Raw genomic sequence first — 12,810 nt, 5'->3', positions numbered from 1 at the left:
CCCGCGAAGCAAAAGACAATCGGACGGGCGAACGCAGCCCCACCGCAATACGCATGATTCGATGTTCCTTGAATGAAGGTCGGGGACGCCTGCAGGCACGACGCAAAGGCTCTGCGTCACGCGATTGAGGTTAGGGGCGGCGCTGCATAAGATGAAGGCCCATTAGGCCTTCCCGAATATGGACCACTATGGCCAGAGGCAAACAAGCCATTGCCCTCGATCTCGCCCTGCCGTTCGAGCTGTCTGCCGGTAGCGCTACCGGCAAGCACCGGCTGCTGCATGGATTTCTCCAGGAGCTGGTGGTCAGCGGCCATCTGCCACCCGGCACCCTGCTGCCCTCCACACGCACGTTGGCACAGCGCTGGGGCGTGGCGCGTGGCACGCTGGAGGCGGTGTTCGAGCAGCTCAAGCTGGAAGGCTTCATCGAGCGGCGCCAGGGCGCAGGGTCGCAGGTCACCCTGCAACTGCCCGATACCCTGATCGCATCCGGCAATCCGGCCGGCCAGGCGTCGCTATCGCGGCCGATGCCCGACCCGCAGTCGGTGCAGGCGCAGGTGCAAGCGCGGGTCCCCTTCGTCGCCCGCCTGCCCGACCCGAACTTGCTGGAGCAGCATCTTTTCCCGGCACGCCTGGACGGCGCCGGTCTGCTTGAAAGCCTCCCTGCGCAGGGTGACCCACGCCTGCGCCAGGCCATCGCAGCGCACTTGAAGCTCTATCGGGGTATCGACTGCGAGGCGGATGACATCCTGGTCACCCACGGCATTCGTCACACCCTCGACCTGTTCAGCCGCGTACTGCCCAAGCACCGAGCGCTCGCCGTTGAGGACCCAGGCTATGCCTGGGCCAGGCGGATTTTCGAGCGTTCGGGGCACAGGCTGTTCAGCACGCCGCTCGACGAACAGGGCCTGCGCGTCGATGCCCTTGCCGACCATGAAACACTCGGGGCGGTACAGGTTACGCCCGCCCATCAAGCGCCACTGGGCATCTGCATGAGCGTCGAACGCCGCCAGGCCCTGCTCGACTGGGCGCAGGCACGGGATGCGATAATCATCGAGGACGATTACGACAGCGAGTACAACTATGCGAGTGCACCGCTGCCGGCGATCAAGGCGATCGACCACCACGACCAAGTGCTGTTCTGCGGCAGTTTCAACAAGACCTTGTTCAGTAACCTGCGCCTGGGCTTTGCCGTGGTTCCCCGGCGCCTGCACGCCGAAATGCTGGACACGCTGACGATCTCTGGGCAGGCGCCTGGCGCCCTCGGCCAGCGGGCGCTGGAGCAGATGCTCGGCAACGGCCAGTATGCACGCCACCTGCGCATTGCCCGGCAGACCTACCAGCAGCGCCGCGACCTACTCATCGACAGGCTGCGCCGGCACACTGAGGTGCGGATTGCAGGCGAGCAGTCAGGGCTGCATTTCATCCTCTGGTTGCCTGAAGGCTGCAATGAACAGCAATTTTGCCAACAGGCCCACGAGCAGGGCCTGATGCTTCAGCCGCTCGGACTGTTCACCCGTGAACATGCCTGGCCGGCGGGCGTACTGGTGGGCTACGCCTCGTTGAGCGAGGCGCAGATTGCGGTGGCGGGGGACACATTGGGGCGGCTGTACCTGAATGCGCTCACTGGGCGCCGTAGTGGATGCGATTGATGTACCAGGTCGCTTCGCCCGTGGGCGTTTGCACCAGCACTTCATCGCCCTCTTCTTTTTTCAGCAGCGCACGGGCCATGGGCGAGTCGATGGAAATGTAGTCGTTACGGCCGTAGATCTCGTCGTAACCGACGATGCGAAACGTCAGGGTTTCGCCGTCGTCGTTCTCGATCTCGACCCAGGCACCGAAGAACACCTTGCCTTCCTGCTCCGGGGAATAGGCGACGACTTTCACATCCTCGAGGCGCTTGCGCAGGTAGCGGACCCGCCGATCGATCTCGCGCAGCAATTTCTTGTTGTACTGGTAATCGGCGTTTTCGCTGCGATCCCCCAGCGACGCAGCCCAGGTCACCTTCTGGGTGATCTCGGGGCGGTAGACGCGCCACAGGTGATCCAGCTCCTTCTTGAGGGCTTCATGACCTTCGGTGGTGATGATGTTGGTACTCAAACCGCTTGCTCTCCTCGGCACAGCCACAGCAGGCGCCTTGGGCCTGCCGGGTTACCGAGCTTAACCAAAAACAGGCGCCGCCACACCTCGCTCAGCGGCGGGTGATCAGGCCCTGGCGTGCAATGCGGGTCAACTGGCCGATGATCTCGCCGGCATCCTCACCGATCGGGGCTTGGATCACAGCCAGGTCAAAGCGGTCGTTGGCGTAATGGGCAAGGTTGCAAGCCGCCTCGGCGAACTGGATGAGGAAGGCACGGGCCTGGCCCTTGCGGCGCGAAAAGCCGTCGAGGTTACGCAGAAGTGTGGGTTGATGCTGGCCACCGAGCAGGATGCGCGGTGTGCGGGATGCCTGGTCAGCAGGCAGTGGGGTCAGGCAAACACTGGTACGTGGGCAACTCATGGTGGTATCTCTGCGCCTCGCGAATCCCGCTGGGCAGCGGTGGGAGGCGTCACCGAACCAGCGCTTTAGCGGTATTTCGGATTGCCCTGGGGCCTCTCCTGCGCCCCGCAAGTAGCTGTTTAAATCGGCGCAAGCGGTATCGTAGAGCGTCGAACGGCAAGCTGCAAGTGGGCGTTCACTTGCAGCTTGCCGCAGACGGGTTGCAGCGAGATGTCAGCGGGCGATCAGGCGATCCAGCGACAGACGCCCTGCCCCTTCGACCAGCACCGCCAGCGTGCCGCCCAACAGTGCCAGGGCAAACTCGTAGCCGTTGTTGGACATGAACAGGCCATTGCCGATGTGCACCGAGAAGATCGCCACCACCAGCGTCACGCTCAGCGCCAGCGCAGCCGGGCGGGCCAGCAGGCCAAGCAGCAGTGCCAGGCCGCCGAAGAACTCCGCGCTGCCCGAGAGCAGGGCCATCAGGTAGCCAGGGGCCAGGCCAATGCTCTCCATCCATTGACCGGTGCCTTCCAGGCCATAGCCACCGAACAGGCCGAACAGCTTCTGTGAGCCATGCGCCATGAAGATGATGCCGACCAGGATGCGGATGATGCTGAGGCCGAAACCGGCGCGGGTGACGAACAGGGCGTTGAGGGAGGGATTCATCGGGTGAGCTTCCTTGAAATGTCAGGTTGGAATGGCCGCCATCTTAATCAAATTAGCGAATAAGAAAACCGCAAAAAACCCAACAAACAAATCGAAAAAGTCGATTTATCAGCGTTTCGCGACCCGCTCCAAGGCGCTGCGCTCCCGGTTGAATGCCAGGAAGTATTTGTTGACGCTGTTGACGAAGTTCACCGGCCCCATCCCCACCTGCTCCATGGCGATGCGCTCGGTCTGGAAAAACCACTGGTTACCGTTGAGGCCACGGCGACGGGCCTCGGCGCGCATTGCCTGGACGCGTTCCGGGCCGAGGTTGTAGGCGGCAAGAATGAAGGCCATGCGCTCACGCTCATTGAGCTGCGGGCTGGAGAAGAACTTGCGTCGGATCAGCGCGAGGTAGCGGGCGCTGGCCTGAACATTGCCGTCGACCGTGGCCGTATTGCTCACGCCCACCCGTTGCGCGGCGGCCGGGGTGATCTGCATCAGCCCATGGGCGCCCCCTGTACCACGGGCCTTGGGATCGAATGTCGACTCCTTGAACGCCAGGGCCGCCAGGTTGAGCCAGTCGATCTGCTGCTCGGCGCCGTGCTTCTGCAACACCGCGCGCAGCGACTCCAGGCGTTGGCGGTCCTGGCGGGCCAGCGGATTGTGCACGCGGTACTGGCGTCGATAGATGCGCTCGAAGGCTGCATCCTGGTTGTCCGGCGCGCGGTAAACGGCAAGGAAGCGGTCCACGCTGGCCAGCAACTGCTCGGCATCCTTGCGCACGTACCAGCGCATGGCCTGAGGCTGGCTCAGGCGCAACTGGGTGTCCAGGCGCAGCTTGGGCATCACCCGGGCCCAGCGCTGGGCGATGGGGCGTTCCACCACGGTCAGGTGATAGATGCCGGCCTGGACCATCTCCAGTACATCTTCGACTGCCAGGGTCGGATCGACCCACTCGATCTTCACCAGCGGGCGCTTGCGCAGGGCCAACTGCTGGTTGATCTGCTCGATCACCGCACCGGCAGCGCTGGCGGTGGTCAGGGCAATGGTGCGCCCGGACAGCTGCTCGACCCGGCTGAAGGCTCGCTCACCCTTGCGTCCGACCAGCAACAGCGGCACCTGGTCAAGCACCGGCGCACTGACTCCGACGCCCTGCACCAGCCCCGCATCGAGCAATTCGCCAGGCGCGGCAAGGTCGCCTTCACCGCGCTGCAGGGCACCTATCAGTTGTTCCTTGGCGCGCGGGACGATCTGCAGCGTGATTTCCTGACCGTCCGCGACCCGCGCATTGAGAAAATGCTCCAGCGCGCGCAGGCGATAGTACTCGATACCCACCGGTTCGCCCTTGACCTCGCCTGAGCTGTTGCGGCTCTGGTTGACCAGCACCCGCAACACCTTGCTCGCTCGAATCTGCGCAAGGTCGCGACTCTGGCTCGCCGGCACATGCTGCAACGGGCCGGTTTCGCGGGCGATGGCAGGTGCTGCGGCGATCAGCCCAAGCAACAGCAAGGTCGTCAGCAGGGTTCGCAGCATGAAGAAGGGTCCAGAAGCGGTTGGCGAAACCATGCGCCGAGCGGTGCGCATGACAAATGACGGCAAGAGACCATGGCAAACGTTTGAAGTTCTTGGTTTTTCTGCGAACTTGCAGATTTTGCTATGCTGGCCGCCCCGCGGCACGAGGTAGCACCATGCAACTGATCGATATCGGCGTCAACCTGACCAACACCAGCTTTCACGACCAGCAGGCGGCGATCGTCGAACGCGCCTTGGCCGCCGGCGTGGCGCAGATGGTTTTGACCGGCACCAGCCTTGCCGTCAGCGAAGAGGCCCTGCTGCTATGCCAGCGCCTGGATGAGGCAGGCCAACACCTGTTCAGCACGGCCGGCGTCCACCCTCACGATGCCAGCCATTGGGAAGGCGCCAGCGAACGCACCCTGCGCGATCTGCTGGCTCAGCCGCGGGTGCTTGCCGTGGGTGAATGCGGACTGGACTTCAACCGTGACTTCTCCCCTCGTCCACAGCAGGAAAAAGTCCTGGAAGCTCAACTGGCCCTGGCCGCCGAACTGCAGTTGCCGGTCTTCCTGCATGAACGCGATGCCAGCGAGCGGCTATTGGCAATCCTCAGGCAATACCGCGACCAGTTGCCAGCCGCCGTGGTGCATTGCTTCACTGGCGAGCGCCAGGCGCTGTTCGCCTACCTCGACCTGGACCTGCACATCGGCATCACCGGCTGGATCTGTGACGAGCGACGCGGGACGCACCTGCATCCACTGGTAGGCAATATTCCCGAAGGCCGACTGATGCTCGAAAGCGATGCGCCCTACCTGCTGCCGCGCACCCTGCGGCCGAAACCGAAGAGCGGACGCAACGAACCGGCCTTCCTGCCTGAAGTCCTGCGTGAAGTCGCCTTGCACCGGGGTGAAAGCGTTGAGCACTGCGCCCAGCACACCACGGCCACGGCCAAGGATTTCTTCAAGCTCCCTTGACGCATGTCATGAAGGCTTCGCGCGCGAACGGACACAATGATGGCACCTTGCCAATAATGTTTCCGCTCAACTCAGAGAAGACCTACCATGGGTGCCTGGCTTAGCAATATTTCCCTGAAGTACAAATTCTGGGCAGTCAATGCGGTGGCCTTCGTCACCACCTTGCTGCTGGTGCTCTACGCGGTCTACCTGGAGCAGCAGGCCCGCGCCGAATCGGCCCAGGCGCATGCCGTCGCCCAGGCCGAACTGCTGGCCACCTGGCCCGCTGCACAACCCTTCCCCCACCTGCCACAGATGATCACTTGGCAGGAAGGCCAGACCCCGAGCTTCAAAGGCGAGCCCGTCGAGGCACTGCGTGACGGCCAAGGCTGGGTCGCGTTGCCCGCCGCCTGGCTGTTTGGCGACGATCCGCTGCGCGGCGCCCAGGTGCTGCGCCAGGGCAACCAGCACATTGCCGTGCTGGCGCAATCGCCAAGCCTGCGCCAGGTATTCATCGACCGGTTCAGCAACTACGCGGTGTGCGTGCTGATTCTCATGCTGGCGATGCTCTGCGCTTCGCAACTGCTGATCCGCTTCCTGCTCAGCCAGCTCAACACCCTCAAGGATGTAATGCTGCACGTGGAAAAAACCGGCGACCTGTCGGCGCGCGTGCCGCTGGCCTGTGGCGACGAAGTGGGCCAGATGGCCGGAGCCTTCAATGCCATGCAGACGACCTACCACCGCGTAGTCAGCACGGTGGCCCACACTGCCGCGCAACTGGACTCAGGCGCCGCACGTCTGGCCACGAGCATGGACGAAGTACGCCACGGCATGATCGGCCAGCAGAGCGAGACCGACCAGGCCGCGACAGCGATCAACGAAATGTCCGCCACCGTGCATCACATCGCCCAGCACGCCGGCGCCACCCGTGACCTGTCGCAAAGCGCCGACAGCCTCGCCGGCAGCGGCCAGGAAGTGGTCAGTCGGGTACAGGATTCCATCGCCGGGCTGTCCAATGGCGTGCAGCAGACTGCCGAGATGATTCGCCAACTGGCCGACGACAGCCAGAAGATCAATGGCGTGGTCAGCGTGATCCACAGCATCGCCGAACAGACCAACCTGCTGGCCCTCAACGCCGCCATCGAAGCCGCACGCGCCGGCGACCTGGGTCGCGGCTTCGCGGTGGTGGCCGACGAAGTACGCAACCTGGCCAAGCGCGTGCAGAACTCCACCAACGAGATCACCACCATGGTGTCCGCGCTTCAGGACGGCACCCGTGATGCCGTGGAGTACATGCAAGAGAGCTCCTACAAGGCCGACGACTGCGTCAAGCAGGCCCGCGAAGCCGGCGATGCGCTGGCCGAAATCACCCGCGCGGTGGCGCAGATGCGCGAGAGCAACACACAGATCGCCGTGGCCGCCGAGCAGCAGAGCCAGGTCGCCGAGGAGATGAACCGGGCAGTGGTGAGCATCCGCGACGTCACCGAAGAAACCGTACAGCAGACCGTAGGATCGGCCACCACCAGCAATGCGTTGGCGACCCTCGCCGGCGAACTGAACAAAGCCATCGGCCAGCTCAAGCTATAGTCCCGATAAACAGCCTCGATTGGCCCCCTGCGGGGGGCCGCACTAAGCTCTGGACATGACCAAGGGGAATCGTCCATGAGCAAACGTCTGCCGAATCTGCCCGCCTGGCAATGGCGCGGCTACCACCATAATCACCGCCACCCGACCAACCTGGTGCTGCACCTGATTGCCGTACCGCTGTTCATCCTTGGTGCCCTGCTGGTGCTTTCGGGCGTGTTCTCGCTCGACATCACGCAGCTTGCCGTAGGCGTGATCGCGCTGATCGCAGGGCTTGCCATGCAGCGCCAGGGCCATCGCCTGGAGGCCGAACAACCCGAGCCGTTCAGTAGTCGACAGGACGCCCTGAAACGTCTGTTGACCGAACAGTTCATCACCTTCCCACGTTTCGTCCTGAGCGGCGGCTGGTGGCGTGCCTGGCGCGAAAGACACAAGCATCGGCCCTGAACACGCGGCAAGGCTCAGGCAAACACCGTCACTGTCTGCCGGCTCAAGGCCAACAGGCGGCCATCCGCCGACCACAAGCGGGCTGCGGCATGCCCATAACCATCACGGGCGTGCTCGGTCTCTACACAGTACTGGTACCAGTCGTGCGTGCTGAGCTCCGGCAATGGCTGGACGAACTCGATGGTCCAGGTCAGGGTGCTGCCTGCGGCAGGTTGCTTGAGAAAAGGCATCAGGCTCGGCGGCCAGGCATCGACCAGCGCCAGCAGGTGCGACACTTCGAGCGGCGCCTCCGGCAGGTCGCGCAGACGCACCCAACCGCCCATCTGGCGCGATGCGTTGCCGCTGAAGGGTAGCCCCCCGATCGCCCAGCGCAGCGCCACCTTGCGCATGAATTCAGGCATGACGCCCTTGATGTAGGGCAACTCCGGTGCCGAATCCTCCAGAGCCTTGAACGGTGGCGCTGGCTCGGCCTGCACCTCCACCACCGACGGGCGTCCAGCACCGAAGTTGCCCTGCACCAGCGTCACCACTTGCCCATCCTGGATCGCACGCCCTAGCAGCGTGCTCACGGCCTTGCCCTCACGCAGCACCTCGGCCTCGAAGCGTATCGGCACATCCGGTGCCGCCGGGCCGACGAAACTGATGGCCAACGAGCGCACTGGCCGCCCATCGCTGATCTTCTGGCACATCGCCTCATAGACCAGCGCCGCCATCAACCCGCCAAACGAAGCGCGGCCCTGGGCCCAGTCTGGTGGGATACTGACCGACGCCGGGTGGCGGCGCACGGCCTCTAGCAGTTCATCGAAATTCATGGAAGTCCTTGGCCTCTATCGACAACGGGGTCAAGGCGCATGGTAACCAGCAGGCTGGCACAGGGCAGCCCGCATATCGGTCATTTACTGGGGTTATCGACGCGACAAGGCTTTGCGCAACGACGCCAAGGTGGCATCGCTGGCACGCTCGGTCTCATGCAACTCGGTTTCCCAAGCCGCCTCGCACGGCGCCAGGTCGGGATGCTCGCGCAACTGCAGCAGCCATTGAACACGATCATGCCAATCGCCCAGATCCCCTTGCGCCTGCTTGAGCAGCCTCTGAAGCTTCTTCCCTGCATGGCGCAACTGCGGGTAGGCCTCATCGCCGTAGCGCACCCGCTTGATCAACAGACGCAAGCGATGCCGGTCGTGGGCCGGATCGTCGATGGCCGCTTCCAGCTTGCGCCATTGCTTGCGCAGGCGTTTGTCGATGCGCGTGCCCAAGTCATTCGCCAGGCCTTCGCGTTGCGAAGCACGCAGGAACAGGGGGAATGAATCCAGTATCGCCAGCAGCCGGGTCAACTGCGGGCTGGCAGCGACGCTGGCGAAAGCTGCCGCCCTGGCCTGCAGGCGCCGCTGCCCGGCCTGCACGTACCCAGCAGAGATCAACTGATCGGCCAGCACCTCACGGTCGCGCAGAGGCGTGGTGAGCGTGCCCAGCGATTTCGCTGCATCCTCCAACTGTTCGACACCCGGCAGCGCGCGCAAGGGTCGCAGCAGACTGCGCAGGCGCCTGACACTGGTGCGCAGGTCGTGCAGGGCTTCGCTGTCGGTATCGGCGGCCAGGCGTTCCCGGCAGGCCAGTAGACGCACCTGCAGGGCCAGGACCTGAGCGACTACATGATCGAGCATCGCGGGCATATCAGCCTCCTCGGTCAACGGCCTGCACGGGACTCACGGATATAGAAACGTGCCCGCTCGGCTTTGCTGCTGCACCCCTCGAACGCCTCGAACTGCTGCTGGGTCTTGGCTCCAGTCAGCAATGACAGCGCCTTGGAGTAGCTCACGGTACCGGCAAACCCTTCGGCCTTGGCGAGGTCGAGCTCCTTCCAGGCCGCATCCAACTGAGTCGCGCAACTGTCGCGATAGGCCGTCTTGCCCGCACAGCCAGCAAGGGTCAGGGCAATCAGGGGAAGGCAGATCCAGGCTTTCATCGGGCATTACCTCAAGAAGGACAAAACAGTCGCTGTTCGACGGCCGGCAACGTGAAAAGTGCCATGCTCAGCGTAGCCCAGCGCGCAACGACATTGAAGCACCGGCACCAATGGGTGCATTGTTGGAATACGCGCGAAATGCCTTGGGGGAAAAAGTATGAGCAAGCGTGTCGCACTGGTGCTCGGTTCGGGCGGTGCCCGGGGATATGCGCACATCGGCGTGATCGAGGAGATCGAGCGTCGCGGCTACGAAATCGCCTGCATCGCCGGTTGCTCGATGGGCGCGGTGATTGGTGGCATCTATGCCGCCGGCAAGCTCGACGAATACCGTCGCTGGATAGAAAGCCTGGACTACCTCGACGTGCTGCGCCTGGTGGATGTGAGCTTTCGCCTGGGCGCCATTCGGGGTGACAAGGTATTTGGACAAATCCGCAAGATCGTCGGCGAGATCAACATCGAACAATTGCGAATTCCCTATACCGCCGTCGCCACCGACCTGACCAACCAGCAGGAAATCTGGTTCCAGGAAGGCTGCCTGCACCAGGCCATGCGCGCCTCGGCGGCGATTCCCAGCCTGTTCACGCCCGTCATGCAGGGCAACCGCATGCTGGTCGATGGCGGTATTCTCAATCCATTGCCGATCGTGCCGGTGGTGTCCAGTCACTGCGACCTGATCATCGCGGTCAACCTCAACGCCACCAATCAGAAGCAGTACCAGTTGCCGGTGATCGAACGCCCGGCGGCGTTCAGGATGCGATTCGAATCGGTGATCAGTTCGCTGGGGTCGCGCATGCCGTTTCGCCGCAAGCCGGCCGAGCAGCTGATGCGCATCGAGCAGGAAATCGTCGCCGAACGCATGAGCCAGACAAACCCGTGGCTGAGCGACCCCGCCGACCCGGAAAGCCAGCAACCGGCAGCGGCCCCGGAACGCGAAGGCGCCCCCAAGTCGGCGACCGGTTCGTTCATCATCGATAACGTCGGACCTGCATCGCTACTCGACCTGATCAACCAGAGCTTCGAGGTGATGCAGACCTCGCTGGCACAGTACAAGATCGCCGGGTATCCGCCGGATGTACTGATCAACGTGCCGAAGCGGGTATGCCGGTTCTTCGAGTTCTACAAGGCGCCGGAGCTGATCGCACTGGGGCGTGAGATTGCGCGGGATACCCTGGACAGTCATGAGGGGGAGCAGCGCTAGGCAGGAGTATCGGCGCTGACTTTTTCGCGGGCCTGACCGCGAAAATACCTGGAGATGCCGAAAACGAAACAGGCCGCTTAAGCGGCCTGTTTCGTCACGACGACAGCACTCAGTAACGGGTGATGTCGGCGCTGGCTTCAAGTTGCTTGCGGAAGGCAGCGAAGTCCTGCTGGCCGGCGCGCGAAGCGAGGTAGCGACGAATCTGCACCTTCTCCTCGTCGGAGGCGGCAGCACCTTCGTTGACACCCTTGAGCTGCAACACTACCAGGCTACCGTCACCCAGGACGACACTGCCGTAGACCGGCTTGTCCTTGGACTCAGGCTTGGCCATGCGGAACGCGGCCTGCAGTTCGGCTGGGTCGATGCCTTCCTGGTTGCGGGTCACCGCCTCCTGCACCTTCCACTTCTGCCCTTCCTGGTCGGCGCCCTTGGCGATCGAACCATCACGCAGGCCGGCAATCAGCTTGTCCGCCTTGGCCTTGAGCTCGGCGGTCGCCTTCTCCTTGGCCAGGTGTTCTCTGATGTTCTTCGACACAGCTTCCAGCGCCAGTTGCTCCGGCTTGCGGTGCTCTTTCACACGCAGCACCACCACGGTCTCCGGGTCCAGCTCCAGGGCACTGCTGTTGGCGCCTTCGTCCATCACCTCTTCACTGAACGCAGCCTGGATCACCGAACGGTTGGCAGTGATGCCCTCGCCGCCTTCACGGCCGAACGGTGCCGAGGTCTGTACCTTCAAGCCCAGTTCCTGCGCAGGCTGCGCCAGGTCGGAGGCTTCGAAGGCCGAGTCTTCCAGTTGCTTGGTGACTTCAACGAACTTCTGCTCGACCTGCTGGGTTTTCAGCTCGTGGGTCAGCTTGTCCTTCAGGCTGGCGAAGGTAGGCACTTCAGGCGCCTCGACGCCCAGCAGCTTGATCAGGTGATAGCCGTACTCGGTGCGAACCGGTGCCGACACCTGGTCCTTGCTCAACTTGTACAGGGCATCCTCGAAGGCCGGGTCATAGACACCCGGACCTGCAAAGCCGAGGTCACCGCCATTGGCCGCCGAGCCCGGATCCTGGGAGAACTCCTTGGCCAACTTGGCGAAGTCTTCACCCTTGGACAGGCGCTGCTGAATCTCTTCGATGCGGGCCTTGGCCTGGGCATCATCGGTCTTGTCGTTGACTTCGACCAGGATGTGCGCAGCGCGGCGCTGTTCCGCGAGGTTGGCGATTTCCTTTTCGTACAGCGCCTTGAGCTCGTCTTCGTTGACCGAAACCTGGTCGAAGAACGCAGCTTTCTTCAGCTCGATGTAATCGATGACCACCTGATCAGGGGTCATGAATTCCTTGGCGTGCTGATCGTAATGCGCCTTGATCTCTTCATCGCTCACCTTGACTGCGGCCGGGTTGGCCTTGAAGGTCAGCGAAGCGAAATCGCGGGTCTGGTTTTCCAGACGGGCGAAGGCGTCGACTTGTTTGTCGGTAACGAAGCTGCTGCCTGCCAGGCCGGTACGCAGCTGGCCGATGAGCATTTCCTGGGCGAGCATTTCGCGGAACTGCATGCGGCCGTAGCCCATCTGGCGGATGACGGCGTCAAAGCGCTCGGCGCTGAACTTGCCATCGACCTGGAACTCAGGCGTCTGCAGGATCAACTGATCCAGTGCCGCCTCGGAAAAAGAGAACTTGGCGTCTTCGGCACCCTGCAACAGCAGCTTGCGGTCGATCAGCCCCTTGAGTGCCGCCTCACGCAGCATCTTCTCGTCCAGCATCGCCGGATCGAAATCCTTGCCCAGCTGTTGCATCAGCTGGCGGCGCTGCATGTCGACGGCCTGGCTCAGCTCGTTCTGGCTGATGGTCTGGCCATTGACCTTGGCGGCATCCTGGCTGTGGCTGGCGGCCTGGAAGATGGCCTCGAAACCGGTCAGTGCCATCAGCACGACGATGAGGCCAATGATGGTCTTGGCAATCCAACCCTGTGAATTGTCCCTGATATTCTGCAGCATGCGTCCCCCAGAAACGGTCGTACCACTGCATCGACAACCGCG

At 63.1% G+C, this 12,810-nt stretch carries 13 protein-coding genes; 5 read left to right on the top strand and 8 right to left on the bottom strand.

Translation table 11 applies throughout. From position 1 onward, the window contains the following. Nucleotides 1-188 precede the first annotated feature (188 nt). Nucleotides 189-1,649, top strand: a complete 1,461-nt coding sequence (locus ACNFHO_RS14865; RefSeq protein WP_416766744.1) for a PLP-dependent aminotransferase family protein — start codon at nt 189-191, stop codon at nt 1,647-1,649. Here the strand turns inward: ACNFHO_RS14865 and greB are convergent. From greB to ACNFHO_RS14845, 4 genes are all read right to left on the bottom strand, one after another. Then, the gene (greB, locus tag ACNFHO_RS14860; RefSeq protein WP_063544128.1) at nt 1,621-2,097 is read right to left on the bottom strand and encodes a transcription elongation factor GreB; all 477 of its coding nucleotides are present in this window, start codon (nt 2,095-2,097) and stop codon (nt 1,621-1,623) included. The genes ACNFHO_RS14865 and greB overlap by 29 nt on opposite strands. A gap of 91 nt (nt 2,098-2,188) precedes the next feature. Continuing rightward, complete coding sequence (locus ACNFHO_RS14855) at nt 2,189-2,497, bottom strand: hypothetical protein (protein ID WP_054892376.1); 309 nt, start codon at nt 2,495-2,497, stop codon at nt 2,189-2,191. Between the two features lie 213 nt (nt 2,498-2,710). Further along, nucleotides 2,711-3,145 carry a DoxX family protein gene (locus ACNFHO_RS14850; RefSeq protein WP_054892377.1) on the bottom strand — a complete coding sequence of 145 codons (435 nt, stop codon included), beginning with the start codon at nt 3,143-3,145 and terminating at the stop codon, nt 2,711-2,713. 108 nt (nt 3,146-3,253) lie between these two features. Beyond that, nucleotides 3,254-4,660 carry a transglycosylase SLT domain-containing protein gene (locus ACNFHO_RS14845; RefSeq protein ID WP_063544127.1) on the bottom strand — a complete coding sequence of 469 codons (1,407 nt, stop codon included), beginning with the start codon at nt 4,658-4,660 and terminating at the stop codon, nt 3,254-3,256. A gap of 155 nt (nt 4,661-4,815) precedes the next feature. Between ACNFHO_RS14845 and ACNFHO_RS14840 the strand changes: the two genes are divergently transcribed. From ACNFHO_RS14840 to ACNFHO_RS14830, 3 genes are all read left to right on the top strand, one after another. Then, nucleotides 4,816-5,613 (top strand): TatD family hydrolase, encoded by a 798-nt coding sequence (locus ACNFHO_RS14840; protein WP_416766743.1) that lies wholly within the window; start codon nt 4,816-4,818, stop codon nt 5,611-5,613. Nucleotides 5,614-5,700: 87 nt separating this feature from the next. After that, a complete protein-coding gene (locus ACNFHO_RS14835; RefSeq protein WP_416766742.1) occupies nt 5,701-7,179 on the top strand; it encodes a methyl-accepting chemotaxis protein in 1,479 nt (492 codons plus the stop codon). Nucleotides 7,180-7,254: 75 nt separating this feature from the next. After that, nucleotides 7,255-7,623, top strand: coding sequence for an Mpo1-like protein (locus ACNFHO_RS14830; protein WP_416766741.1), 369 nt, complete (start codon nt 7,255-7,257; stop codon nt 7,621-7,623). A 14-nt stretch (nt 7,624-7,637) separates the two neighbouring features. On the opposite strand, the gene ACNFHO_RS14825 is transcribed toward ACNFHO_RS14830, so the two are convergent. The 3 genes from ACNFHO_RS14825 to ACNFHO_RS14815 form a co-directional block, all read right to left on the bottom strand. Next, on the bottom strand, nt 7,638-8,435 hold the full coding sequence (locus ACNFHO_RS14825) for an acyl-CoA thioesterase (RefSeq protein ID WP_200603238.1): 798 nt from the start codon (nt 8,433-8,435) through the stop codon (nt 7,638-7,640). A 93-nt stretch (nt 8,436-8,528) separates the two neighbouring features. Continuing rightward, entirely contained in the window at nt 8,529-9,296 is a 768-nt protein-coding gene (locus ACNFHO_RS14820) for a CHAD domain-containing protein (protein ID WP_416766740.1), read from the bottom strand. A gap of 14 nt (nt 9,297-9,310) precedes the next feature. After that, complete coding sequence (locus ACNFHO_RS14815) at nt 9,311-9,589, bottom strand: hypothetical protein (protein ID WP_063544114.1); 279 nt, start codon at nt 9,587-9,589, stop codon at nt 9,311-9,313. 157 nt (nt 9,590-9,746) lie between these two features. Here ACNFHO_RS14815 and ACNFHO_RS14810 point away from each other — a divergent pair, with 157 nt between their 5' ends. Beyond that, a complete protein-coding gene (locus ACNFHO_RS14810; protein ID WP_112897885.1) occupies nt 9,747-10,787 on the top strand; it encodes a patatin-like phospholipase family protein in 1,041 nt (346 codons plus the stop codon). 109 nt (nt 10,788-10,896) lie between these two features. Here ACNFHO_RS14810 and ACNFHO_RS14805 read toward each other — a convergent pair whose 3' ends face one another. Continuing rightward, nucleotides 10,897-12,768 (bottom strand): SurA N-terminal domain-containing protein, encoded by a 1,872-nt coding sequence (locus ACNFHO_RS14805; protein WP_416766739.1) that lies wholly within the window; start codon nt 12,766-12,768, stop codon nt 10,897-10,899. Between the last annotated feature and the right edge of the window lie 42 nt (nt 12,769-12,810).

This window comes from Pseudomonas sp. NY15374, assembly GCF_048068255.1.
GTDB lineage: Bacteria > Pseudomonadota > Gammaproteobacteria > Pseudomonadales > Pseudomonadaceae > Aquipseudomonas > Aquipseudomonas machongensis.
This window is presented reverse-complemented; position numbering and strand designations above follow the sequence as displayed.

Coding starts and splice junctions, on each gene's coding strand:
- ACNFHO_RS14855 (WP_054892376.1), bottom strand. CDS start 2,497: ATGAGTTGCCCACGTACCAGTGTTTGCCTGACCCCACTGCCTGCTGAC.
- ACNFHO_RS14835 (WP_416766742.1), top strand. CDS start 5,701: ATGGGTGCCTGGCTTAGCAATATTTCCCTGAAGTACAAATTCTGGGCA.
- ACNFHO_RS14805 (WP_416766739.1), bottom strand. CDS start 12,768: ATGCTGCAGAATATCAGGGACAATTCACAGGGTTGGATTGCCAAGACC.
- ACNFHO_RS14840 (WP_416766743.1), top strand. CDS start 4,816: ATGCAACTGATCGATATCGGCGTCAACCTGACCAACACCAGCTTTCAC.
- ACNFHO_RS14850 (WP_054892377.1), bottom strand. CDS start 3,145: ATGAATCCCTCCCTCAACGCCCTGTTCGTCACCCGCGCCGGTTTCGGC.
- ACNFHO_RS14810 (WP_112897885.1), top strand. CDS start 9,747: ATGAGCAAGCGTGTCGCACTGGTGCTCGGTTCGGGCGGTGCCCGGGGA.
- ACNFHO_RS14830 (WP_416766741.1), top strand. CDS start 7,255: ATGAGCAAACGTCTGCCGAATCTGCCCGCCTGGCAATGGCGCGGCTAC.
- ACNFHO_RS14820 (WP_416766740.1), bottom strand. CDS start 9,296: ATGCCCGCGATGCTCGATCATGTAGTCGCTCAGGTCCTGGCCCTGCAG.
- ACNFHO_RS14845 (WP_063544127.1), bottom strand. CDS start 4,660: ATGCTGCGAACCCTGCTGACGACCTTGCTGTTGCTTGGGCTGATCGCC.
- ACNFHO_RS14815 (WP_063544114.1), bottom strand. CDS start 9,589: ATGAAAGCCTGGATCTGCCTTCCCCTGATTGCCCTGACCCTTGCTGGC.
- ACNFHO_RS14865 (WP_416766744.1), top strand. CDS start 189: ATGGCCAGAGGCAAACAAGCCATTGCCCTCGATCTCGCCCTGCCGTTC.
- ACNFHO_RS14825 (WP_200603238.1), bottom strand. CDS start 8,435: ATGAATTTCGATGAACTGCTAGAGGCCGTGCGCCGCCACCCGGCGTCG.